General features: G+C 67.5%; 18 protein-coding genes. 9 read left to right on the top strand and 9 right to left on the bottom strand.

All coding sequences use genetic code 11. The features are described 5' to 3' along the window. Nucleotides 1–9 precede the first annotated feature (9 nt). Nucleotides 10–594, bottom strand: a complete 585-nt coding sequence (locus CCUG20998_RS22625; protein WP_172607217.1) for a hypothetical protein — start codon at nt 592–594, stop codon at nt 10–12. A gap of 3 nt (nt 595–597) precedes the next feature. Next, a complete protein-coding gene (locus CCUG20998_RS22620; protein ID WP_020729664.1) occupies nt 598–1665 on the bottom strand; it encodes a M23 family metallopeptidase in 1068 nt (355 codons plus the stop codon). Between the two features lie 275 nt (nt 1666–1940). On the opposite strand from CCUG20998_RS22620, the gene sucC reads away from it, so the two are divergent. Further along, nucleotides 1941–3104, top strand: a complete 1164-nt coding sequence (sucC, locus tag CCUG20998_RS22615) for an ADP-forming succinate--CoA ligase subunit beta (RefSeq protein ID WP_012396100.1) — start codon at nt 1941–1943, stop codon at nt 3102–3104. Nucleotides 3105–3118: 14 nt separating this feature from the next. After that, nucleotides 3119–4021 carry a succinate--CoA ligase subunit alpha gene (sucD, locus tag CCUG20998_RS22610; protein ID WP_015357031.1) on the top strand — a complete coding sequence of 301 codons (903 nt, stop codon included), beginning with the start codon at nt 3119–3121 and terminating at the stop codon, nt 4019–4021. Between the two features lie 90 nt (nt 4022–4111). Here sucD and CCUG20998_RS22605 read toward each other — a convergent pair whose 3' ends face one another. After that, nucleotides 4112–5443: a PE family protein gene (locus CCUG20998_RS22605; protein WP_116269147.1), complete on the bottom strand. Its 1332-nt coding sequence runs from the start codon at nt 5441–5443 to the stop codon at nt 4112–4114. A 163-nt stretch (nt 5444–5606) separates the two neighbouring features. Here CCUG20998_RS22605 and CCUG20998_RS22600 point away from each other — a divergent pair, with 163 nt between their 5' ends. Continuing rightward, complete coding sequence (locus CCUG20998_RS22600; RefSeq protein WP_020729665.1) at nt 5607–7127, top strand: acetyl-CoA acetyltransferase; 1521 nt, start codon at nt 5607–5609, stop codon at nt 7125–7127. A 7-nt stretch (nt 7128–7134) separates the two neighbouring features. Here CCUG20998_RS22600 and CCUG20998_RS22595 read toward each other — a convergent pair whose 3' ends face one another. Continuing rightward, nucleotides 7135–7983, bottom strand: coding sequence for an LLM class F420-dependent oxidoreductase (locus CCUG20998_RS22595; protein ID WP_020729666.1), 849 nt, complete (start codon nt 7981–7983; stop codon nt 7135–7137). Nucleotides 7984–8204: 221 nt separating this feature from the next. Between CCUG20998_RS22595 and CCUG20998_RS22590 the strand changes: the two genes are divergently transcribed. From CCUG20998_RS22590 to CCUG20998_RS22565, 6 genes are all read left to right on the top strand, one after another. Beyond that, nucleotides 8205–9119, top strand: a complete 915-nt coding sequence (locus CCUG20998_RS22590) for a DUF5336 domain-containing protein (RefSeq protein WP_020729667.1) — start codon at nt 8205–8207, stop codon at nt 9117–9119. Nucleotides 9120–9167: 48 nt separating this feature from the next. Next, entirely contained in the window at nt 9168–10586 is a 1419-nt protein-coding gene (locus CCUG20998_RS22585) for a cell division protein PerM (protein WP_020729668.1), read from the top strand. A gap of 52 nt (nt 10587–10638) precedes the next feature. Continuing rightward, entirely contained in the window at nt 10639–11286 is a 648-nt protein-coding gene (purN, locus tag CCUG20998_RS22580) for a phosphoribosylglycinamide formyltransferase (protein ID WP_036456068.1), read from the top strand. Next, on the top strand, nt 11283–12854 hold the full coding sequence (gene purH / locus CCUG20998_RS22575; RefSeq protein WP_020729670.1) for a bifunctional phosphoribosylaminoimidazolecarboxamide formyltransferase/IMP cyclohydrolase: 1572 nt from the start codon (nt 11283–11285) through the stop codon (nt 12852–12854). The genes purN and purH overlap by 4 nt, the downstream gene beginning before the upstream one ends. Before the next feature lie 76 nt (nt 12855–12930). Beyond that, complete coding sequence (locus CCUG20998_RS22570) at nt 12931–14325, top strand: sigma 54-interacting transcriptional regulator (protein WP_020729671.1); 1395 nt, start codon at nt 12931–12933, stop codon at nt 14323–14325. Beyond that, the gene (locus CCUG20998_RS22565) at nt 14318–16315 is read left to right on the top strand and encodes a vWA domain-containing protein (protein ID WP_020729672.1); all 1998 of its coding nucleotides are present in this window, start codon (nt 14318–14320) and stop codon (nt 16313–16315) included. The genes CCUG20998_RS22570 and CCUG20998_RS22565 overlap by 8 nt, the downstream gene beginning before the upstream one ends. Nucleotides 16316–16342: 27 nt before the next feature. Here CCUG20998_RS22565 and CCUG20998_RS22560 read toward each other — a convergent pair whose 3' ends face one another. The 5 genes from CCUG20998_RS22560 to CCUG20998_RS22535 form a co-directional block, all read right to left on the bottom strand. Then, nucleotides 16343–16945 (bottom strand): DUF1707 SHOCT-like domain-containing protein, encoded by a 603-nt coding sequence (locus tag CCUG20998_RS22560; protein ID WP_036456071.1) that lies wholly within the window; start codon nt 16943–16945, stop codon nt 16343–16345. 462 nt (nt 16946–17407) lie between these two features. Continuing rightward, complete coding sequence (locus CCUG20998_RS22550) at nt 17408–18181, bottom strand: enoyl-CoA hydratase family protein (RefSeq protein WP_020729674.1); 774 nt, start codon at nt 18179–18181, stop codon at nt 17408–17410. Nucleotides 18182–18191: 10 nt separating this feature from the next. After that, nucleotides 18192–19358, bottom strand: coding sequence for an acyl-CoA dehydrogenase family protein (locus CCUG20998_RS22545; RefSeq protein WP_012396085.1), 1167 nt, complete (start codon nt 19356–19358; stop codon nt 18192–18194). Beyond that, the gene (locus CCUG20998_RS22540; RefSeq protein ID WP_036456460.1) at nt 19358–21340 is read right to left on the bottom strand and encodes an acetyl/propionyl/methylcrotonyl-CoA carboxylase subunit alpha; all 1983 of its coding nucleotides are present in this window, start codon (nt 21338–21340) and stop codon (nt 19358–19360) included. Before CCUG20998_RS22540 ends, CCUG20998_RS22545 begins: the two co-directional genes overlap by 1 nt. A gap of 5 nt (nt 21341–21345) precedes the next feature. After that, nucleotides 21346–22941, bottom strand: a complete 1596-nt coding sequence (locus CCUG20998_RS22535; RefSeq protein ID WP_012396083.1) for an acyl-CoA carboxylase subunit beta — start codon at nt 22939–22941, stop codon at nt 21346–21348. Nucleotides 22942–22984 lie beyond the last annotated feature (43 nt).

Below are 22984 nucleotides of genomic sequence, written 5' to 3'. Positions count from 1 at the left end.
CGGAGCCGGCTAGTCGAAGAGCCAGCGCCTGGTCTGGGGATGCAGCGCCAGCGCCGCGCTGGCGATCGGCAACACCGGAAAGGCGTGCACGATCCAAGCGACGCGAGCGCCGGCGATGAACACGCCACCGTATGTCAATACCGCAACCACGGCGCCCACCAGGATCAGGTAGCGCCCGAACGGGCGGCGTAGCAACAGCATGATCACCCCGGCGGTGGTGGAGCTCGCGAAGACCAGCGCCAGAAATCCCACCGCGATGCAGAACAGGCGGTCGCTGCGCCACCAGCCGGTGATCAGGTCGGTGGCAACCACCGAGGTGGCCCATCCGTTGACGATGCTGACGGCCGCGGTTGCGACCGCCGTCCGCGAACTTGGCTCGACGGGCGGCCCGTCGGGCAACGGCGGTAGCCGGTCTGCCCGCGCAGTCTCGTCAAGGGAGGGTGGGCGGTGCGAAATCTTGGCGGTCGCGGAGTCCGTCGTCACCGGTTGTGGTCCCGTCGGCGCGCGCCGAATGATGCGGGTCCGTGGCTCGTCGGCGGACGGGGACGGATCGGGTGTGGTCTCGCTCGCAGCGGGGTCGCCCGGTGCGGTCAACGGTCAGCCGGCGTAGTTGCCGACATTCAGGCCGCGCTTGGCGAGCCAGGGCACCGGGTCTATCCGCTCAGTGCCGCCCTGGAGAACTTCGAAGTGCAGATGCGGGCCCGTGGAGAAGCCCCGGTTGCCCATCGTCGCGATCTGATCGCCGGCCATCACCCGCTGTCCAACATTGACCAGCGTGGTGTTGACGTGCCCGTAGAGCGTCACGGTGCCGTCGGCGTGGCGGATTTTCACCCACATGCCGTAGCCGGCGGTGGGGCCCGCGTCGATCACCAGGCCGTCCGATACCGCGTAGATCGGGGTTCCGATGGAGTTGGCGAGGTCGATCCCGGCGTGCAGTACGCCCCAGCGGTAGCCGAAGTTGGAGGTGAAAATGCCTTTGGTGGGCATGACGTACAGAGGCTGTTGCAGTCGAGCCTCGCGCTGGGCGCGTTCCTGGGCAAAGGCCACACCGCGAGCGAACTCGGCCTTGTGCGCCTCGACATTGGTCGCCGGTTGTGCGGCGATGACCTGAACCCCGCGGGCCTCGTTGCTGTCCGAGCCTCCGATAAGGGCCGATGCGTTCGCGGTCAGCACGGTGTCCATGCTGGTGACGTCGGATTGGTGGGTCACGGTATGCGCTGCGGCGGCGGCTGCACCGGCGGCCATGGACCCAATCAGGATTCGACCCTTTGCCGCGCTGGTGGACTGCTTGCGGTGCTGGCCACTACGGCGGGGTGCCGGGGCGACGTTCGTGGCCGGGGGGACAGCAGCGCTTGGCTCGGGGAGAGCCTCGCTGGTCGCGCCGACCAGTACCGGGCTGGGGGTTGCCAACCACGCCGGAATCAGATTGTCGATCTCGTCGAGATCGTCAAGCTCGGGCGCTTGAAGGAGCTGTCGACCGGTGTCGAACTCGGGATCACCAAAGTCCAAGTCGTCGAGATCGGCGAGCTCTAGCTCGTCGAGCTCGTCGAAACCATCCAGTGGGATGATCTCGGTGACTTCGTTGCGATGGTGCTGGAGCCAACGATCGCGGGCTGTGCGAGGGTTGCCAACGACGGCAGTGCGGGCGTATCTGTGCTGGGACAATGCTGAAATGTCCTCGTTTTGTGACCATAACGTTATCTGGACCCTGAGACGGTATCCGCTCTCGGAGGTAGCTGGCAACCTCAGTTTGGGAACCTGCCTCAAAATGTGAGTTGGATCACGTTTAGATCCGCGGATTTTCGGTGACCTGCGCCACACCGGTGGATGCGATCGCCGGGCTCATTTGGCGCCTAGATACAGTTTGCAACCGTGCGAGTTGCCGAATCTTGGTATCGCCTCCCTATTGGTCTAGCAAGTCGAGCGAAGACAGTGAGCCCATGGATCTATTCGAGTATCAAGCGAAGGAACTGTTCGCCAAGCACAATGTACCTACTACGCCGGGGCGGGTGACTGACACCGCCGAGGGCGCGCGGGCTATTGCCACCGAAATCGGTCATCCGGTAATGGTCAAAGCGCAGGTCAAGATCGGCGGTCGCGGCAAAGCCGGTGGCGTCAAGTACGCTGCCACGCCCGACGACGCCTACGAACACGCCAACAACATCCTCGGCTTGGACATCAAGGGCCACGTGGTCAAGAAGTTGCTGGTCGCTGAGGCTAGCGACATCGCCGAGGAGTACTACATCTCGTTCTTGCTCGATCGTGCCAACCGCACCTACCTGGCGATGTGCTCGGTAGAGGGCGGCATGGAGATCGAGGAGGTGGCCGCCACCAAGCCCGATCGGTTGGCCAAGGTCCCGGTGGATGCGGCCAAGGGCGTTGACCTGGCATTCGCCCGCTCCATCGCCGAACAGGGCCACCTGCCGGCCGAGGTGCTCGACGCTGCCGCGGTAACCATCTCCAAGCTGTGGGACCTGTTCGTCGGCGAGGATGCCACCCTGGTTGAGGTCAACCCGCTGGTGCGTACCCCCGACGACCAGATTTTGGCGTTGGACGGCAAGGTCACCCTGGATGCCAACGCCGACTTCCGGCACCCCGATCACGTCGAGTTCGAAGACCGTGCGGCCACCGATCCGCTGGAACTCAAGGCCAAGGAACACGACCTCAACTACGTCAAGCTCGACGGCCAGGTCGGCATCATCGGTAACGGTGCTGGCCTGGTGATGTCGACCCTGGACGTGGTTGCCTACGCCGGTGAGAAGCACGGTGGGGTCAAGCCCGCCAACTTCCTCGACATCGGTGGCGGCGCCTCGGCCGAGGTGATGGCCGCCGGCCTGGATGTCGTGCTGGGTGATTCACAGGTCAAGAGCGTGTTCGTGAACGTGTTCGGCGGCATCACCTCATGCGATGCGGTGGCCACCGGGATCGTCAAGGCGCTGGAAATCCTCGGTGCCGAGGCAAACAAGCCGCTGGTGGTCCGGCTTGACGGCAACAACGTGGAGGAGGGCCGTCGCATCCTGACCGACGCCAACCACCCGCTGGTGACGCTGGTGCCGACGATGGACGAGGCTGCCGACAAGGCCGCTGAGCTGGCCAGCGCCTGAAAGGACTTTGAACAATGTCGATCTTCTTGAACAAGGACAACAAGGTCATCGTCCAGGGCATCACCGGCAGCGAGGCGACCGTCCACACTGCGCGCATGCTCAAGGCCGGCACCCAAATCGTCGGCGGGGTGAACGCGCGCAAGGCGGGCACCACCGTGACGCACGAGGACAAGGGTGGCCGGGTAATCAAGCTGCCGGTATTCGGCGGTGTCGCCGAGGCGATGGAAAAGACCGGCGCCGACGTCTCGATCATCTTCGTGCCGCCGAAGTTCGCCAAGGACGCGATCATCGAGGCCATTGACGCCGAGATTCCGCTGCTGGTGGTCATCACCGAGGGGATCCCGGTGCAAGACACCGCCTATGCCTGGGCCTACAACCTGGGCAAGGGCGGCAAGACCCGCATCATCGGGCCCAACTGCCCGGGCATCATCACCCCGGGGCAGGCGCTGGTTGGCATCACCCCGGCCAACATCACCGGCGCCGGCCCGGTCGGGCTGGTCTCCAAGTCCGGCACGCTGACCTACCAGATGATGTTCGAGCTGCGCGATTTCGGTTTCACCACCTCGATCGGTATCGGTGGCGACCCAGTGATCGGTACCACCCACATCGATGCCATCGAGGCGTTCGAGAAGGATCCCGACACCAAGCTGATCGTGATGATCGGCGAGATCGGTGGGGACGCCGAGGAGCGAGCGGCCGACTTCATCAAGGCCAACGTGTCCAAGCCGGTTGTCGGTTACGTGGCGGGATTCACCGCGCCGGAGGGCAAGACCATGGGGCACGCGGGTGCCATCGTGTCCGGCTCCTCGGGCACCGCGGCGGCCAAGAAAGAAGCCCTGGAGGCCGCCGGGGTACAGGTCGGCAAGACCCCGTCGGAGACCGCGGTGCTGGCCCGGGAGATCCTGAAGGGTCTCTAGACGCCGAGCAGACGCAAAATGGCACGCTTCCGCCTGGAAGCGTGCCATTTTGCGTCTGCTCGGGCACTTGTCGCGCCCCGTGTTCGGTGGCTACGGCAGGCCGGGGTTGCCTGGCACGCCAATCAGCTGACCGCCGTCGCCGCCCTGGCCGCCGGTGCCGGTGGTCGCCGTCCCCACCCCGCCGTTGCCGCCGTTCCCGCCGAAACCGATGAGCAACGCGGCACGCCCGCCGTTGCCGCCGGTGCCGCCGGGATCAGTGCCGCCGTTGGGTCCTCCCGAGCCGCCGGCACCGCCGTCGCCGATCAACAAGCCCGCGTCACCGCCGGCCCCGCCGGCACCGCCGCCGTCTCCACCGGCGCCGTACCCGCCGATGCCGCCGTCCCCACCGGAGCCGGACAGTGTGCCGCCGGCCCCGCCGGCCCCGCCAGCCCCTCCGGTGGGGCCGAATCCGCCGGCGCCGCCGGTACCGCCATTGCCGTTGAAGAAACCGCCGTGGCCACCGATCCCGCCGGTGCCACCGGTGGTGGTGGTGGCCCCGGTCCCGTTACCGCCGCCACCGCCGCCTCCGCCGGAGCCGAGCAGGATCCCGCCTGCTCCGCCGGCGCCACCCGCGCCGCCCGCGCCGGCGGCCGGAGTCGTGCCGCCATGGCCGCCGGCGCCGCCGGTACCGATAAATCCACCCGCGCCGCCGGCGCCGCCGGCCCCGCCGTCGCCGGAGATCAGCGTCGCTCCGCCGTCGCCGCCGGCTCCGCCGGTGCCGAAAAACAGCCCGGCAGACCCGCCGTTACCGCCGACACCGCCGAGGCCGGACCCTCCGGTGCCGCCGGCTCCGCCGTTGCCGAACAGCAACCCGCCGGCCCCGCCGTTGCCACCAGTGGCCTGGCTGCTGCTGGGCTTGGCGGGTCCGCCGGCTCCGCCGTTGCCAAACAACCCCGCCGCGCCGCCGTTGCCGCCGGCGGGATGTGCGGCGGTGCCCCCGCCGCCGGCGCCGCCATTTCCGATCAGCAGCCCGCCCGCTTGGCCGTCTGCCCCGGGTGCCCCGTTAGCCCCGTTGCCGATCAGCGGGCGTCCCAGCAGGGCGTTGGTGGGGGCATTGATCACATCGAGAAGCTGCTGCTCCAGGGTTTGCAGAGGCGACGCGGCGGCGGCTTCGGCGGTCGCATACCGTCCGGCGCTTGCGGCCATGAGCTGTACGAACTGGGCATGAAAAGTCGCCGCCTGAGCGCTCAGGGCCTGATAGGTCTGGGCGTGTGCCCCGAACAGTGCCGTGATGGCGGCCGACACCTCGTCGGCGCCGGCGGCCAGCACCCCCGTCGTCGGGGCAAGGGCGGCCGCGTTGGCCTGACTGACTGCCGTGCCGATGCTCGCCAGATCCGAAGCTGCCGCGTTGACAAACTCGGGCGCTGTGGTGAGAAAAGACATCTGCGACCTCCACGGCGCAGGGAATGACAGATACATTCCGGACTGCTAATCGTACGCGCCCACCGGCGGTGTTATCCCAGTTCCGGGCGATATTTCGGGTGTGAATGTGCCCCCGCGACGCCCCGGCGCGGACGTGTAATTCGGCGAGGTAGATAGTGATGCTATGGATCTTGATCCGGGTACGCCGGTCATTGTCGGTGTCGGACAGGCCCTCGAACGCATCGATGACCCCGACTACCGGGGGATGTCGGCCGTTGAGCTGGCCGCCGCCGCTGCCCAGGCCGCTCTCGAAGACTGTGCCGCCGACGTGGCCGCGGCCATCGACACCGTCGCGGGCGTCCGACAGTTCGAGATCTCCGGGCCCGTCCCCAAGGCCCCGTTAGGCCGGTCCAACAACTATCCGCGCTCGGTGGCCCAGCGGATCGGGGCGGATCCGGCCCGCGCGATCCTCGAGATCGTCGGGGGCCAGGGGCCCCAGCACCTGATCACCGAGCTGGCCGGCGCGATCGCGGCAGGCCGCTCCGAAGTCACCATGGTGTTCGGCTCTGATGCGACGTCGACCAGTCGCCACTTCGCTGGGCGTGCCGACAAACCGGACTTCACCGAGATCGTCGACGGGGAGTTGCAGGACCGCGGCCCTGGCATCGACGGCCTGATCACGCGCTACACGATCATTCACGGCCTGGTGGATGCGCCCACCCAATACGGCTTGCTGGAGAATGCCCGCCGGGCCGCAACGGGTCTCGGCCCGGCCGACTACCTGCGGCGGATGGGCGAGCTGTTCGCGCCGTTCACCAAGATCGCGGCCGGCAATCCTTTTGCCGCGGCGCCAATCGAGCGCACCGTCGAGGAGCTGATCACGGTCACCGACCGCAATCGGATGATCGCCGAGCCCTACCCCCGGCTGCTGGTCGCGCGCGATCAGGTGAACCAGGGCGCGGCCGCGCTGGTGATGTCGGTTGCGGCCGCACGCCGGCTCGGGGTTCCCGAGGAAAAGTGGGTCTACCTTCGCGGGCATGCCGACCTGCAAGAGCAGGCCCTGCTGCAGCGCCCCGATCTTGGGCACGCCCCGTCAGCCGTGCTGGCGGCGCGCGAGGCGCTCCGGGTGGCCGGTGTCGGTCTCGACGACATCGCCACCTTCGACCTGTACAGCTGCTTTCCGGTGCCGGTGTTCAACATCTGCGACGGTCTGGGGATTGCGACCGATGACCCGCGCGGTCTGACGCTCACCGGTGGGCTGCCGTTCTTCGGCGGGGCGGGAAATAACTACTCGATGCATGCGGTGGCCGAGACCGTAGCCCGGATGCGTAGCGAGCCGGGACGGTTCGGGCTCGTCGGCGCCAACGGCGGGATCATGAGCAAGTACTCGGTCGGGGTCTATTCCACCGCCCCGGCGCAATGGCAGCCGGACCGCAGCGCCGAGCTGCAAACACAAATCGACAGCGGGGCCAGCCAACCGGTTACCGAGCAGGCCGACGGCCCCGCCACGATCGAGACGTACACGGTCCGCCATGACGGTGGGCGTCTCACCGGGATCGTCATCGGCCGGCTGGCCGCCGACGGCCGCCGCTTCCTGGCGAGCACCGAAGACGACGAGCTGATCGGGTTGCTGACCGACGGCGACCCGCTGGGGCAAGCGATCCGGGTGCGCTCGTTCGACTACGGCAACCGCTGCGTTCTCTAGCTCGCGCCTAGACCATGGCGGCCAGCTTGCCGGCCAGCCGCTCTACGTACGCGGCGATCTCATCCTCGGGGCGATCCGGTAGTCCGAACAGCACCTCGGTGACCCCAAGCTCGGCCCAGCGGGCCAGCTTCTCGGGGACCGGCTTGAAGTCCAGCGCCACGATCTGTGGGGCCCCGTCGCGGCCGGCGGCCGCCCAGGTGTCCTGCAACAACTTGACCGGCGCGTCGATGTCGAAGTCACGCGGTGTGGTGATCCAGCCATCGGCGCTACGCGCTATCCATTTGAAGTTCTTCTCGGTGCCAGCGGCGCCCACGAGCACCGGAATGTGGGACTGCACCGGCTTGGGCCAGGCCCAGCTGGGGCCGAACTTGACGAACTCGCCGTCGTAGGCGGCTTCCTCCTGCGTCCACAGCGCCCGCATCGCCTCGAGGTATTCACGCAACATCGTGCGGCGCCGTCCGGGTGGAACGCCATGGTCGGCGAGTTCGTCGGTGTTCCAACCGAACCCCACGCCGAGGCTGACCCGTCCGCCGGACAGGTGATCCAGCGTGGCAATGCTCTTGGCCAGGGTGATCGGGTCATGCTCGACGGGCAGCGCCACCGCAGTCGACAGCCGTACCCGCGAGGTCACCGCCGATGCCGCGCCCAAACTCACCCAGGGGTCCAGCGTGCGCATATAACGATCGTCGGGAAGCGAGGAATCGCCCGTCGTTGGATGAGCGGCTTCTCGCTTGATTGGGATATGGGTGTGCTCAGGCACATAGAAGGTGTGAAAGCCGTGGTCGTCAGCGAGTCTCGCCGCCGCCGCCGGAGCGATGCCGCGGTCGCTGGTGAAAAGCACAAGCCCATAGTCCATAACAGAATTAGAACGTGTTCTACCTCGGCCGGGCAAGCGCCCCCCGCGCCGATCGGCTCGGCGGGATCGACGGAGGTGATGGCGCTGGTCGAGCGGGGGCAGGTCGCCGCGGCGCGAGCACCGGAACGTGCGCTAGCGTGGTTGTTCGAATCGCGTCGCAGGGACCAAGCGTCGCAATGCAGCAGCGGCGCCGCGACGGCGCGCAAGTAACAGGAGGAGCCATGACCTACACGCCGGGTAGCCCCGGATATCCGCCCGCGCAATCGGGCGGCTCCTACGGAGGCGCCACACCGTCTTTCGCTCAAGCCGACGACGCGGCGAGCAAGCTCCCGATGTACCTGAACGTTGCGGTGGCGGTGCTCGGTTTTCTCGCGTATCTCGCCAGCTTCGGGCCGATGTTCACGATCAGCTCTGAACTCGGCGGCGGCAGCAGCGAAGCTTCCGGCGACACCGTGCTGGCCGTCGGGATGGCGTTGCTGGCCGGGCTGCTTGCCGGAGTGAGCCTGCTCCCCAAGGTCAAGAGCTACGGGGCCGTCGTCGCGGTCGTCTCGATACTGGGCGTATTCCTGATGATTTCGTCGACCTTCAACAAGCCGAGCGCCTTTTCGACCGGTTGGGCACTGTGGATTGTCCTGGTGTGCATTGTGTTTCAGGCTGTCGCCGCAGTCGGCGCGCTGTTGCTGGAGACCGGCGTGGTGTCGGCGCCGGCGCCGAGGCCGAAATTCGATCCCTATGGCCAGTACGGCCAGTACGGCCAGTACGGGCAGTACGGCGGCCAGCCGGGCGGGTACTACGGTCAACCGGGTGCACAGCAGTCCGCGCCCAATCCGCAGCAGTCGCCGCAGCAGCCGTCCGGGTACGGGTCGCAGTACGGCGGCTTTACCTCCAGCCAGGGTTCCAACCCGTCCAGCGGTGGATTCAGCGCCCCGCAAGCACAGTCGGCCCCCCAGCCGATGCACCAGACCCCGTCCACTCCGCCCACTGGATTCCCCAGCTTCAGCCCGCCGCCGTCCGTTAGTGCCGGGACGGGATCCCAGGGTGGTTCGGCTCCGGTCAACTACTCCAATCCCGGCGGTGGGCAGCAGAACTACGGCCAGGGCCAGCAATCTTCGTCACCCGGGTCGGCGCCGGTCTAACCGGGCGCTCTCGCGCCTAGTAGGACACGTGCGCGGAGAGTGACACGGGTGGAGGACAGTCGAGCAGCGGGTGCTCGCCAGGCGCGCGACCTGGGCAAGGTCGCGTTCGCCCCGGCTGTGGTGGCGCTGGTCATCATCGCGGCGGTCACGCTGATTCAGCTGGTGATCGCAAACAGCGACATGACGGGCGCGCTGGGTGCGATCGCCAGCATGTGGCTGGGTGTGCACCAGGTGCCGATCTCGATCGGTGGCCGTGAACTGGGCGTAATGCCCCTGCTCCCGGCCCTGTTGATGGTGTGGGGCACGGCCCGCACGACGGCGCTGGCGACTTCGCCGTACTCGTCGTGGCTGGTTGTTCGGTGGGTTATCGCATCGGCGTTGGGCGGGCCGCTGCTGATCGCGGCGATCTGCCTGGCGGTGATCCACGATGCGTCGTCGGTCATCACCGAGTTGCAGACGCCCAGTGCATTGCGTGCGTTTGTCAGCGTGCTGGCGGTTCATGCCATCGGTGCGGGCCTGGGGGTCTGGTCGCGGGTGGGCAGACGGGCTCTGGCGGTTTCACCGCTGCCGAACTGGCTGGGCGACTCGCTGCGGGCCGCCGCCGCCGGGGTGCTGGCACTGCTCGGGCTCTCCGGCCTGGTGACCGCGGGGTCGCTGGTCGTGCACTGGGCGACGATGCAGGAGCTGTACGGCATCACCGATTCGGCGTTCGGCCAGTTCAGCCTCACCGTGCTGTCGGTGCTCTATGTGCCCAACGTCGTCGTTGGCGCCGCGGCGATCGCTGTCGGGGCCAGTGCGCACATCGGCTTCGCGACGTTCAGTGCGTTCACGGTCTTTGGCGGCGACATCCCCGCTGTGCCGATCCTGGCCGCGGCTCCCACCCCGCCGCTGGGGCCGGTGTGGGTAGCCCTGCTGATCATCGGGGCGTCCTCCGGAGTGGCGGTCGGGCAACAGTGCGCGCGCCGTCCGCTGCCGCCCCTGCCTGCCATGGGCAAACTGTTGGCCGCGGCCCTGGTGGGGGCATTGGCGATGGCGCTGCTCGGTTACGGGGGGAGCGGGAAGCTAGGCAACTTCGGCGCCGTTGGCGTCGACGAGGGAGCACTGCTGGTCGGCGTGTTCTTCTGGTTCGCCGTGGTCGGGGGCGCCACGCTGGTGATGGCGGGTGGAATCAGACGGCGTCCCAGGCGGCCCAAACCGCGGCCGGCCCCACCCGTTGAAGCAGACGTTGACGAGCCCATTCGTGAGCCCGTTGATGAGCCCTTTGTCCCACTTTTCGATCAGGACGCCCCGCTGGGTGATATGACTTCGCGCGAACCCGTTGCGCCCGGTGGCGACGACGCCGACGTCCCCCCTGCCGCACCCGACGAGGCCGATTGGTCAGATGGGCCAGACCGGCCAGACCGGCCAGATGGGCCAGACCGGCAGGACGGGCCTGACACCAGCCATCCGCCCGAACATTTGACCTGACCGCGGATGCCCGCCCGCCGCTGCGGCCGGGTAGCCCGACTAGGCTCGCCGTGTGCAGGAACCGGTCCGGGTACCCCCGAGTGCACCGGCGCGGCTTGTGGTGCTCGCGTCGGGCACGGGGTCATTGCTGAACTCATTGCTGGACGCCGCCGTGGCCGACTACCCGGCGCGAATCGTCGCCGTTGGGGTCGATCGGGATTGCCGGGCCACTGAGATCGCCGCGCAGGCGTCGGTGCCCGCCTTCACCGTCCGCGTCTCCGATCACCCCAGCCGCGATGCTTGGGACGCCGCCATCACCGCCGCCACCGCCGCCTACTCGCCTGACCTGGTGGTATCCGCCGGATTCATGAGAATTCTTGGGCCGCAATTCCTTTCGAAATTCCACCAACGGATCCTCAACACCCATCCGGCACTCCTGCCGGCGTTTCCCGGTGCTCATGGGGTAGCCGATGCGCTGGCCTACGGCGTGAAGGTCACCGGTTGTACGGTGCACCTGGTGGACGCCGGGATGGACACGGGACCGATACTGGCGCAGCAAGCCATTGCGGTGCTCGACGGCGACGACGAAGCGACCTTGCACGAACGGATCAAGGTAGTGGAGCGCAAGCTTCTGGTGGACGTGGTGGCCGGGATTGCCACCGGCGGCGTGACGGTGATCGGACGAAAAGCGATGATTGGACGAAAGGCGACCATAGGATGAGCACCGACCACATAAGAAGGCCGATCCGCCGCGCGTTGATCAGTGTGTATGACAAGACCGGGCTGGTTGACCTGGCGCAGGGGCTGACCGCGGCAGGTGTCGAGATCGTCTCGACCGGATCAACCGCGAAGACCATTGCCAGCAAAGGGATTCCGGTGACCCGGGTGGAGGAGCTGACGGGATTCCCCGAGGTACTCGACGGGCGGGTCAAGACGCTGCATCCGCGCGTGCATGCCGGCCTGCTGGCCGATCTGCGAAACCCCGAGCACGAGGCGGCGCTGGCCGAGCTCGGAGTCGAGGCATTCGAGCTGGTCGTGGTCAACCTGTACCCGTTCAGCCAGACCGTGGAATCCGGTGCCAGCGTCGACGACTGCGTCGAACAGATCGACATCGGCGGCCCCTCCATGGTGCGGGCGGCGGCCAAGAACCATCCCAGTGTGGCCGTGGTCACCGACCCGCAGGGATACGACGGCGTGCTGGCCGCGGTGCGTAGCGGCGGATTCACCTTCGCCGAACGCAAGAAGCTGGCCTCGCTGGCCTTTCAGCACACCGCCGAATACGACATCGCAGTCGCGAGCTGGATGCAGTCCACGGTGGCGCCCGAGCAGCCCGAAACCGACTTTCCGCGCTGGTTCGGCAGAAATTGGCGGCGTCAGGCGATGCTGCGCTACGGCGAGAACCCGCATCAGCAGGCCGCGCTCTACGCCGACCCCGGCGCTTGGCCGGGATTGGCTCAGGCCGAGCAGCTGCACGGAAAAGAGATGTCCTACAACAACTTCACCGATGCCGACGCGGCCTGGCGGGCCGCCTTTGACCACGAGCAGAAATGCGTGGCAATCATCAAGCACGCCAACCCGTGCGGCATTGCCATCTCGGAGGTTTCGGTCGCCGACGCGCATCGTAAGGCCCACGCCTGCGACCCACTCAGTGCCTACGGCGGCGTGATTGCCTGCAACACCGAGGTCAGCCCAGAGATGGCGGAGTACGTCAGCACCATCTTCACCGAGGTGATCGTGGCACCGGCCTACGCTCCCGCCGCCCTTGATCAGTTGACGAAGAAGAAGAACATCCGGGTGTTGGTGGCATCCGAGCCCCAAGACGGCGGCGCCGAGCTGCGTCCGATCAGCGGGGGACTGCTGATGCAGCAGCGTGACCAGCTCGATGCCGCCGGCGACAACCCGGCCAACTGGACCCTGGCCACCGGCTCGCCCGCCGATCCGGCGACGCTGACCGACCTGGTCTTCGCCTGGCGCAGCTGTCGTGCGGTCAAGTCCAACGCGATCGTCATCGTGGCCGACGGCGCCACCATCGGCGTCGGGATGGGCCAAGTCAACCGCGTCGATGCCGCACGGTTGGCGGTGGAGCGCGGCGGCGAACGCGTCAACGGCGCCGTCGCTGCCTCCGATGCGTTCTTCCCGTTCCCCGACGGCCTCGAGACGTTGACGGCCGCCGGGGTCAAGGCGATCGTGCACCCGGGAGGGTCGGTGCGCGACGAGGAAGTCACCGCGGCGGCCGCCAAGGCGGGCATCACCTTGTACCTCACCGGTTCGCGCCACTTCGCGCATTAGGGTGCCGGTGTGGGCGCATTTATGCCTGGCTAGGCCCCGTTCCCAGGCGCCTGTCCCTGACTCGTCGTAGCGTGGAGTGGTGACTTCACCGAGCAATCTGCCTCGCACCGTCGGCGAGCTGCGTGCCTCCGGTCATCGCGAGCGGGGGGTTAAGCAGGAAATCCGGGAGAATCTGTTGACCGCGCTGGCCGATGGGCCGGATAACGCGGCCGTCTGGCCGGGCATCCTGGGCTTCGACGACACCGTGATTCCCCAGCTCGAGCGGGCCCTGATCGCGGGCCACGACTTTGTGCTGCTGGGCGAGCGCGGCCAAGGCAAGACCCGGCTGCTGCGCGCGCTGACCGGATTGCTCGACGAGTTGACACCGGTGATCGCCGGTGCGGAACTTCCCGAGCATCCTTACCGGCCGATCACGCCGGAGTCGATCCGCCGGGCCGCGCAGCTGAAAGACGATCTGCCGGTGGCATGGAAGCATCGCAGCGAGCGTTACACCGAAAAACTGGCCACCCCCGACACCAGTGTTGCCGACCTGGTCGGTGACATCGACCCGATCAAGGTGGCCGAGGGCCGCAGTCTCGGAGACCCCGAAACCATCGCCTACGGGCTGATTCCGCGCGCACACCGCGGAATCGTGGCCGTTAACGAGCTGCCCGACCTGGCCGAGCGGATCCAAGTGTCCATGCTCAATGTGATGGAGGAGCGCGACATCCAGGTCCGCGGCTACACCCTGCGCCTGCCGCTGGACGTGTTGGTGGTCGCCAGTGCCAACCCCGAGGACTACACCAACCGGGGGCGCATCATCACCCCGCTCAAAGACAGGTTCGGCGCCGAGATCCGCACTCACTACCCGCTGGAGCTGGAGGCGGAGATGGGTGTCATCGCGCAGGAGGCGCATCTGAGCGCTCAGGTGCCCGATTATCTGTTGCAGGTGATCGCGCGGTTCGCCCGCTACCTGCGCGAGTCCAGTTCGGTCGATCAGCGCTCCGGGGTGTCGGCGCGCTTCGCCATCGCGGCGGCGGAGACCGTGGCGGCCGCCGCCCGCCACCGCGGGGCGGTGCTGGGCGAGACCGACCCGGTGGCCCGGGTGGTCGATCTGGGCACCGTGATCGACGTGCTGCGCGGCAAGCTCGAGTTTGAGTCCGGTGAGGAGGGGCGCGAGCAGGCGGTGCTCGAACACCTATTGCGCCGGGCCACCGCGGATACCGCGTCCCGGGCGCTGGGTGGCATCGACGTCGGCACGCTGGTGTCAGCCGTCGAGGGAGGTTCGGCGGTGACGACCGGTGAGCGGGTATCGGCCAAGGATGTGCTGGCGGCCGTTCCAGGACTGCCGGTGGTGGAGACCATCGCGCGCAAACTCAACGCCGAATCCGAAGGGGAGCGCGCCGCAGCCCTGGAGCTGGCCCTGGAGGCGCTGTACCTGGCCAAGCGAGTCGACAAAGTGTCCGGGGAGGGCCAAACCGTTTATGGCTGACCGGGCGAAGGGGCACTCGACGCGGTACTCGGCGTACACCGGCGGACCTGATCCGCTGGCGCCGCCGGTAGACCTGCGCGAGGCGCTGGAGCAGATCGGTCAGGACGTCATGGCGGGCACCTCACCGCGCCGGGCGCTGTCCGAGCTGCTGCGGCGCGGCACCAAGTCCATGCCCGGTGCCGACAGGTTGGCGTCCGAGGCGAACCGCCGCCGCCGCGAGCTACTGCGCCGCAACAACTTGGACGGCACCCTGCAGGAGATCAAGAAGCTGCTGGACGAGGCGGTGCTGGCCGAGCGCAAAGAATTGGCCCGGGCGCTAGACGATGACGCTCGATTCTCCGAATTGCAGTTGGAGGCATTGCCGCCGTCGCCGGCCAAAGCCGTACAGGAACTCTCCGAGTACGACTGGCGCAGCGGCGAGGCCCGCGAAAAGTACGACCAGATCAAGGATCTGCTGGGCCGCGAGCTACTCGACCAACGCTTCGCCGGCATGAAGCAGGCGTTGGAAGGCGCCACCGACGAGGATCGCCAGCGCGTGAACGAGATGCTCGACGACCTCAACAACCTGCTGGACAAGCACGCCAGGGGACAGGACACCCAGCAAGACTTCCAAGACTTCATGGACAAGCACGGCGAGTTCTTCCCGGAGAACCCGAGCAATGTCGAGGAGCTGCTGGACTCGCTGGCCAAGCGGGCCGCCGCCGCGCAGCGGTTCCGCAACAGCCTGTCCCAGGAGCAGCGTGATGAGCTGGATGCGTTGGCGCAGCAGGCTTTCGGATCGCCTTCGCTGATGCAGGCACTCAACCGCCTCGACGCCCATCTGCAGGAGGCGCGTCCGGGCGAGGACTGGACCGGCCAGCAGCAGTTCTCCGGCGACAACCCGTTCGGCATGGGTGAAGGCACCAAGGCGCTGGCCGACATCGCCGAACTCGAGCAGCTGGCCGAACAGCTCTCGCAGGCTTATCCGGGCGCCACCATGGATGACGTCGACCTCGACGCGCTGGCCCGTCAACTCGGCGACCAGGCCGCCATCGATGCCCGCACGCTCGCCGAACTGGAACGGGCCTTGGTGAATCAGGGTTTCTTCGACCGGGGATCCGACGGCCAATGGCGGCTGTCACCCAAGGCCATGCGCAGGCTGGGTGAGACCGCATTGCGCGATGTGGTGCAACAACTTTCCGGACGCCGCGGTGAGCGGGATCACCGGCGTGCGGGGGCGGCCGGTGAGCTGACCGGCGCGACCCGGCCCTGGCAGTTCGGTGACACCGAACCGTGGCACATCTCGCGCACGTTGACCAACGCGGTGCTGCGCCAGGCCGGTACGGCGCCTCCTGGCGGCGGCGCCGGCCCGATCCGGATCACCGTCGATGACGTCGAAGTCTCCGAGACTGAGACCCGAACTCAGGCCGCGGTTGCGCTCCTGGTGGACACCTCGTTTTCGATGGTGATGGAGAATCGGTGGCTGCCGATGAAGCGCACGGCGCTGGCGCTCAACCACCTCGTGTGCACGCGGTTCCGTTCGGATGCCCTGCAGATCATCGCGTTCGGCCGCTACGCGCGGACCGTGACGGCCGCGGAGCTGACCGGTTTGGAGGGCGTCTACGAGCAGGGCACCAACCTGCACCACGCGCTGGCGCTGGCCGGGCGACATCTCAGACGCCACCCGAACGCGCAGCCGGTCGTCTTGGTGGTGACCGATGGTGAACCCACCGCCCATCTCGAGGACTTTTCCGGCGAGGGGGCGGGTTCTGCGGTGTTCTTCGACTACCCGCCGCATCCGCGCACCATTGCCCACACCGTGCGCGGGTTCGATGACATGGCGCGGCTGGGCGCCCAAATCACCATCTTCCGATTGGGCAGTGACCGGGGCCTGGCCCGGTTCATTGATCAAGTCGCGCGTCGGGTCGAGGGACGTGTCGTCGAACCCGATCTCGACGGACTCGGTGCGGCCGTGGTGGGCGACTACCTGAGGTCTCGGCGCAGGCGCTAGGGCCGTGCGTTTGACCGACTGATGGGTCTAATTGCGCGCCTTGCGTGGTTTGCGTTTGATGCCTACCCCGCCCCAGAACGAGAAGCCCTGAATCTTGACGTTGGGGGCCCCGCGACTGCCCTCGCCCGCGACTTCCCGGTCAAAGTTGCCCATGATTCCGCGGCCGTCGATCTCGACGTTGATCTCGGGCGGCAACAGGATGGTCTGCACGCCCATGATCGAGTAGGCGTGAATTTCGACTTCGGTTGAGGTGAAGTCGGCGTAGCGCAGATCCAATACTCCGCTGCCCCACAGGGTCAAGGTGGTCAGCTTCTTGGGCACGTTCCACCGGCCGCGACGCTCGAACCCGCTCAGCAAGGCCAGCAGCAGAGTCGAAGGTGCCGGGTTGCAGTTGCCGCCGCGGCGCGGACTTACCGCGGCGCCGGGAAGATCGGCGCTCAGCTGGTCCAGCTCCTGATACGTGGTTGCGGCGTAGGCCCTGGTCAATCGGTCTTCATACTCGTTGAGCTGCAGTCGTCCCTGCTCGGCTGCGTATGCCAGCAGCTGTGCGATCTGGATCCGATCGGTATCCGCAGCGAGCGACGAATCGTCGCGCGTGTCCTGTGCGTCACGTCGGGCTGGATTGCTCATCACCCACGAGCCTACGACTTCGCGATTTTGCTGCAAGAGGTGTTGGCTAAACTGCAACGTTCGCGCGGCCGGTGGGCTCTGGTGACCCGGTGCGAAGTGCGCGTTTCTACGGATCCTGAGATCCGGCGACCCGGCCGCGCGGGGATGGTGATTTGTGATGGCAACGGCGGGGCACGCCGGCTACCCCAGTGTGCCGGATGCGCCGAAGAGTAGGCCGCCGTTGCCCGGGGTACCACCGGTTCCGGCGGATGCGCCGGTGCCGCCGGCTCCACCGTTGCCGCCGCTGCCGCTAAAGCTGGTTCGAGCTCAGCGCGGGCCAGCTCGAGTCGGTCGCGGTGGGTTCCGGCTATCGAGATTCGAGCGGGCATGCATGGAGTTTGGTCAATGTATGTTAGTTCGCTGTGCGTCACCAGCCCCGGGCCCGGGGCGGCAGCCTGTCCGGCGGCTTCGGCTGCCGGAGGTTCAGTCGGAGGCCCAGCTGGGTTGGCGTTTCTGCAAGAACGCGAGCATGCCTTCGCGGGCTTCCTCCGAGACGAACAGCCGCGCCGATTCCTCGGTGAGGCGTTCCGCATCACGGTCGAAACCGGCCAGTACGGCCGCGGTGGTCAGTGCCTTCGACGCCGCAAGGCCCTGCGGCGAACCGCGCCCGACATCGGCGATCAGCGCGGCCACCGCGGCCTCCATGTCGTCGGCGGCGATGGTGACCAAACCCATCTCCGCCGCCTCGTCGGCGCCGAACTTCGCTCCGGTCAGGTAGTAGCGGGCGGCCGCCCGCGCCGACAGCTTCGGCAGCAATGTCAGCGAGATGATTGCCGGGGCGACCCCGATCCGGGCTTCGGTCAGCGCAAAGGTGCACGCCGGGCCGGCGACTACGATGTCGCAGGCACCGACCAGGCCGAAGCCTCCGGCGCGCACGTGCCCGTTGATGGCGCCGATCACCGGTCGTGGCGACTCCACAATGGCGCGCAGCACCGTGGTCATTTCCCGGGCCCGCGCGACAGCCAGGTCATAGGGGTCGCCGGAGCCGGCCTCGCTCAAGTCCGCGCCAGCGCAGAAGGTGCCGCCGGTGTGCCCGAGCACGACGACCCGCACGCCCGGATCGGCCGCGGCATCCCGCAGCCCCTCATGCAGCTGGGTGACCAGGGTGGTGGACAGGGCGTTGCGGTTGTGCGGGGAGTTCAGCGTCAGACGGGCAACCACGCCGTCACGCGCGTACTCGACGAGACGATCAGCCATCGGTGGGGCCTCAGTAGCTTCGGGGCAGGCCCAGCGACGTCTGCGCGACGAAGTTGAGCACCATTTCGCGGCTGATCGGGGCAATCCGGGCCAAGCGCGACGAGGTCAGCATGGCCGCGACGCCGTACTCCTGGGTCAGCCCGTTGCCGCCCATCGACTGCACGGCCTGATCGACCGAGCGGGCCGACGCCTCCGCCGCCGCGTACTTGGCCATGTTGGCGGCCTCGGCCGCTCCGCCGTCATCGCCGTGGTCATACAGCGTCGCGGCCTTTTGCATCATCAGCTTGGCGAGCTCGACTTCGATGTGGCATTGCGCCAAGGGATGCGCCAACCCCTGGTGGGCGCCGATCGGGGTGGACCACACCTGGCGCGTCTTGACGTAGTCGACGGCCCGGTTCAGTGCAAACCGTCCCATGCCGACCGCGCTGGCCGCACCCATGATGCGCTCGGGATTCAGCCCGGCGAAAAGCTGGGCGATGGCCGCGTCCTGGGCTCCGACCAGCGCGTCGGCGGGCAGCCGCACATCATCGAGGAAAACCTGGAACTGCCGTTCGGGGCTGACCAGTTCCATGTCGATCGCCGTGTAGGTGAAGCCGGGGGTGTCGGTGGGGACCACGAACAGCGCCGGACGCAGCTTCCCGGTCTTGGCTTCCTCGGTGCGTCCCACCACCAGCACCGCCTGGGCTTGGTCAATACCGGAGATGTAGACCTTCTGCCCCTTGATGATCCAGTCGCTGCCGTCACGGCGGGCGGTCGTGGTGATCTTGTGCGAGTTGGATCCGGCGTCGGGCTCGGTGATGGCGAAGGCCATCGTCAGGGTCCCGTCCGCGATGCCGGGAAGCCAGCGCTGCTTCTGCTCGTCGGTGCCGAACTTGCTGATGATGGTGCCGTTGATGGCCGGCGAGACCACCATCAGCAACAGGGCGGAGCCGGCCGCGGCCATTTCCTCCATCACCATCGACAGCTCGTACATGCCGGCGCCGCCGCCGCCGTACTCCTCGGGCAGGTTCACCCCGATGAAGCCGAGTTTGCCGGCCTCCGACCACAGCTCGGTGGTGTGCTCGTGAGCACGCGCCTTCTTCAGGTAGTACTCGTGGCCGTAGTTGGACGCCCATTCCGATACCGCCTTGCGTAGCGCCCGGCGGTCCTCATTCTCGATGAAGCTGGTGTCGGTCATCACGAATCTCCTTCTGCTTCAGGCGCTTCCACTCTGGCTAGGACGGCGCCGACGTCGACTTGTTGGCCGGTTTGGACGTTGAGCTGGGTAAGTACGCCATCGGTCGGGGCGCTGATGGTGTGCTCCATCTTCATCGCTTCCAACCAGATCAGTGGCTGACCGGCGGTGACGGTATCGCCAACATCGGCGCCCAACCGGATGACGTTGCCCGGCATGGGTGCCACCAGCGATCCTTGTTCGACGGCCGAACCCGGCTCCGGGAAGCGGGGCAGCGCAACCAGGTGCACCGGGCCGCTGGGGGAATCGACGAAGACGTCCTGGCCGTAGCTCGCGACCGTGAAGCGTCGGGCCACCCCGTTTTCGCCGGCCAGCACCACGTCGTTGGGTGTCGCCGATACCAGCCGCACCGAGTCGTCACCGGCAATCTGGAGTCCCGTTCTGGTGAATCGGTATTCGATGCGGTACTCGACGTCACCGCCGTCGCGGTAGGTCTTGACCTGATAACCCGACGCCACGTTGCGCCAGCCGCTGGGAATGGATCCGAACACCGTCGCGGTTGCCCGGTTGTGGGCGGCGTCGGCGAGGGCCGCGGCGGTCGCCGACAAGCGGATGTTGTCCGCGTCGGCCAGCGGCGCGGCCAGTTCGGCCAACCCGTGGGTGTCGAAGAACGCTGTGTCGGTAGCGCCGTCGAGAAACGCCGGATGCCGCAGCACGTTCACCAACAGCTCACGGTTGGTGCGCAGCCCATGCAGGTGGGCGCGGGCCAGCGCATCGGCGAGTACCAGTGCGGACTGCCGGCGCGTGGGGGCGTAGGAGATGACCTTGGCCAGCATGGGGTCGTAATGGATGGACACCACCGAGCCGTCGACAATCCCGGAATCCAGCCGAATTCCGGTGCGCTGTCCCAGCGTGGCGAATTCGGCTCGGACCGACGGCACCTCGATGGTGTGCATCGCGCCCGCCTGCGGCTGCCAGCCCTGCGCGGGATCCTCGGCGTAGAGGCGGGCCTCGATGGAATGACCATGGGCGGGCGGAGGTTCCGCCTCGAGACGGCCACCGTCGGCCACCGCGAGCTGCAGTTCAACCAGATCCAGGCCGGTGGTCTCCTCGGTGACCGGATGCTCGACCTGCAGTCGGGTGTTCATCTCCAGGAAGTAGAACTCGCCCGCATCGTCGGCGAGGAACTCCACGGTGCCGGCCCCGGTGTAGCCGATGGCTTCCGCGGCCAGCCGGGCCGCGTCGAACAGCTTGGCCCGCATCCCCGGGATGCGCTGCACCAAGGGGGAGGGTGCCTCTTCGATGATCTTCTGGTGGCGACGCTGAATGGAGCATTCGCGTTCCCCGACGGCCCACACGGTGCCGTGGGTGTCCGCCATCACCTGAACCTCGATGTGGTGCCCGGTGGGTAGGTAACGCTCGCAGAACACGGTCGGGTCACCGAATGCGGACTGCGCCTCGCGGCGGGCGGCCTCGACTTCGGCGGGCAGGGCCGACAATTCGCGGACCACACGCATGCCGCGACCACCGCCGCCGGCTGAAGCCTTGACGAGCACCGGCAGCTGTGCCGCGGTGACGGTCTCGGGGTCGAGTTCGTCGAGCACCGGCACACCGGCGGCGGCCATCAGCTTCTTGGACTCGATCTTGGAGCCCATCGCGCGCACCGCGTCCACCGGCGGTCCGATCCAGGTCAGGCCCGCTGTGGTGACGGTGGCGGCGAACTCGGGATTCTCCGAAAGGAATCCGTAGCCGGGGTGGATCGCGTCGGCGCCCGCCGCACGGGCGGCGGCGATGATGGCCTCGGCGTTGAGATAGTCGTTGGTCTGCGCCAGCCGCACCCGGGCGTCGGACTCGGCGACATGCGGCGCGGCCGCATCCGGGTCGGTATAGACGGCGACGGTGCCCAGGCCGAGCCGGCGGCAGGTGGCGAACACCCGCCGAGCGATCTCGCCGCGGTTGGCAACTAGCACTCGAGTGATAGACATCGGCATCACATCCGGAAGACGCCGAAGTTCGACGTCCCCTTGATCGGGCCATTGGCAATGGCGGACAAACACATTCCCAGTACGGTGCGGGTGTCGCGCGGGTCGATCACCCCATCGTCATAAAGCATTCCGGACAGCACCAGCGGCAGCGACTCCGCTTCGATCTGGCCCTCGACGGCCGCGCGCATCGCGGCGTCGGCGGCCTCGTCGACCTGCTGGCCGCGAGCCTCCGCGGCCGCTCGCGCCACGATCGACAGCACGCCCGAGAGCTGCGCACCGCCCATGACCGCGGATTTGGCACTGGGCCAGGCGAACAGGAAGCGCGGGTCATAGGCGCGCCCACACATGCCGTAGTGACCGGCACCGTAGGAGGCGCCGAGTAGCAGGGAGATGTGCGGGACCTTCGAGTTGGACACGGCGTTGATCATCATCGAGCCGTGCTTGATCATGCCGCCTTCTTCGTAGTCCTTGCCCACCATGTAGCCGGTGGTGTTGTGCAAGAACAGCAGTGGCGTGTCGGCGCGGTTGGCCAGCTGAATGAACTGGGTGGCCTTCTGGGACTCCTCGCTGAACAGCACGCCGCGGGCGTTGGCCAGGATGCCCACCGGGTAGCCGTGCAGCCGGGCCCAGCCGGTGACCAGCGACGACCCGTACAGCGGCTTGAATTCGTCGAATTCGGAGCCGTCGACGATGCGGGCGATCACTTCACGGGGATCGAAGGGGACGCGCAGATCCGAGGGCACGATGCCGATCAGCTCCTCGGCATCGAAGAGCGGCTCGGTCACCGGCGCGGGGGCTGGGCCCTGTTTGACCCAGTTCAGCCGAGCCACGATGCGGCGCCCAATGCGGATCGCGTCGAGCTCGTCGACGGCAAAGTAATCGGCCAAACCAGATATGCGGGCGTGCATTTCGGCGCCACCGAGCGACTCATCGTCGGACTCCTCGCCGGTGGCCATCTTCACCAGCGGGGGACCGGCCAAGAACACCTTGGACCGCTCCTTGATCATCACCACGTGATCGGACATCCCGGGCACGTAGGCGCCACCAGCCGTCGAGTTTCCGAATACCAGTGCAATCGTGGGAATCCCGGCCGCGGACAGCCGGGTCAGATCGCGGAACATTCGCCCGCCGGGGATGAAGATCTCCTTCTGGGTGGGTAGGTCCGCCCCGCCGGATTCCACCAGCGAGACGACGGGAAGCCGGTTCTCGAAGGCGATCTGGTTGGCCCGCAGGATCTTCTTCAACGTCCACGGATTGCTGGTGCCGCCTTTGACCGTCGGGTCGTTGGCGACGATCATGCACTCGACCCCCGCCACCACCCCGATGCCGGTAACGGTGCTGGCGCCGACCTTGAACGCGCTGCCCCAGGCGGCCAGGGGGCTGAGCTCCAGAAAAGGGGAATCCGGGTCGACGAGCAACTCGATGCGTTCCCGGGGAGTCAGCTTGCCGCGGGCATGGTGGCGGTCAACGTACTTGGGCCCGCCGCCCGCCAGCGCGTTGGCGAGTTCGGCGTCGATCTCATCGAGCTTCGTGGTCGCGGCCGAAGCCGCCTCGCTGAAGGCGGCCCCGTTCGGGTCGAGTGTGGAGCGCAATACGGTCACGCGCACCGCCTGCGGTGGCGGGCGAACCGGTGGCGAACTGGTG

The organism is Mycobacterium marinum (genome assembly GCF_003391395.1).
GTDB classification, from domain to species: domain Bacteria; phylum Actinomycetota; class Actinomycetes; order Mycobacteriales; family Mycobacteriaceae; genus Mycobacterium; species Mycobacterium marinum.
Note: the sequence above shows the minus strand (reverse complement) of the source record. Positions and strands in the feature narration are given on the sequence as shown.

What these genes read in the sequence shown, in the direction of transcription:
- CCUG20998_RS22595 (WP_020729666.1), bottom strand. Translation starts at nt 7,983, where the DNA reads ATGGACTATGGGCTTGTGCTTTTCACCAGCGACCGCGGCATCGCTCCG.
- CCUG20998_RS22590 (WP_020729667.1), top strand. Translation starts at nt 8,205, where the DNA reads ATGACCTACACGCCGGGTAGCCCCGGATATCCGCCCGCGCAATCGGGC.
- sucD (WP_015357031.1), top strand. Translation starts at nt 3,119, where the DNA reads ATGTCGATCTTCTTGAACAAGGACAACAAGGTCATCGTCCAGGGCATC.
- CCUG20998_RS22600 (WP_020729665.1), top strand. Translation starts at nt 5,607, where the DNA reads ATGGATCTTGATCCGGGTACGCCGGTCATTGTCGGTGTCGGACAGGCC.
- CCUG20998_RS22565 (WP_020729672.1), top strand. Translation starts at nt 14,318, where the DNA reads ATGGCTGACCGGGCGAAGGGGCACTCGACGCGGTACTCGGCGTACACC.
- CCUG20998_RS22545 (WP_012396085.1), bottom strand. Translation starts at nt 19,358, where the DNA reads ATGACCGACACCAGCTTCATCGAGAATGAGGACCGCCGGGCGCTACGC.
- sucC (WP_012396100.1), top strand. Translation starts at nt 1,941, where the DNA reads ATGGATCTATTCGAGTATCAAGCGAAGGAACTGTTCGCCAAGCACAAT.
- CCUG20998_RS22605 (WP_116269147.1), bottom strand. Translation starts at nt 5,443, where the DNA reads ATGTCTTTTCTCACCACAGCGCCCGAGTTTGTCAACGCGGCAGCTTCG.
- purH (WP_020729670.1), top strand. Translation starts at nt 11,283, where the DNA reads ATGAGCACCGACCACATAAGAAGGCCGATCCGCCGCGCGTTGATCAGT.
- CCUG20998_RS22540 (WP_036456460.1), bottom strand. Translation starts at nt 21,340, where the DNA reads ATGTCTATCACTCGAGTGCTAGTTGCCAACCGCGGCGAGATCGCTCGG.
- CCUG20998_RS22560 (WP_036456071.1), bottom strand. Translation starts at nt 16,945, where the DNA reads ATGAGCAATCCAGCCCGACGTGACGCACAGGACACGCGCGACGATTCG.
- CCUG20998_RS22550 (WP_020729674.1), bottom strand. Translation starts at nt 18,181, where the DNA reads ATGGCTGATCGTCTCGTCGAGTACGCGCGTGACGGCGTGGTTGCCCGT.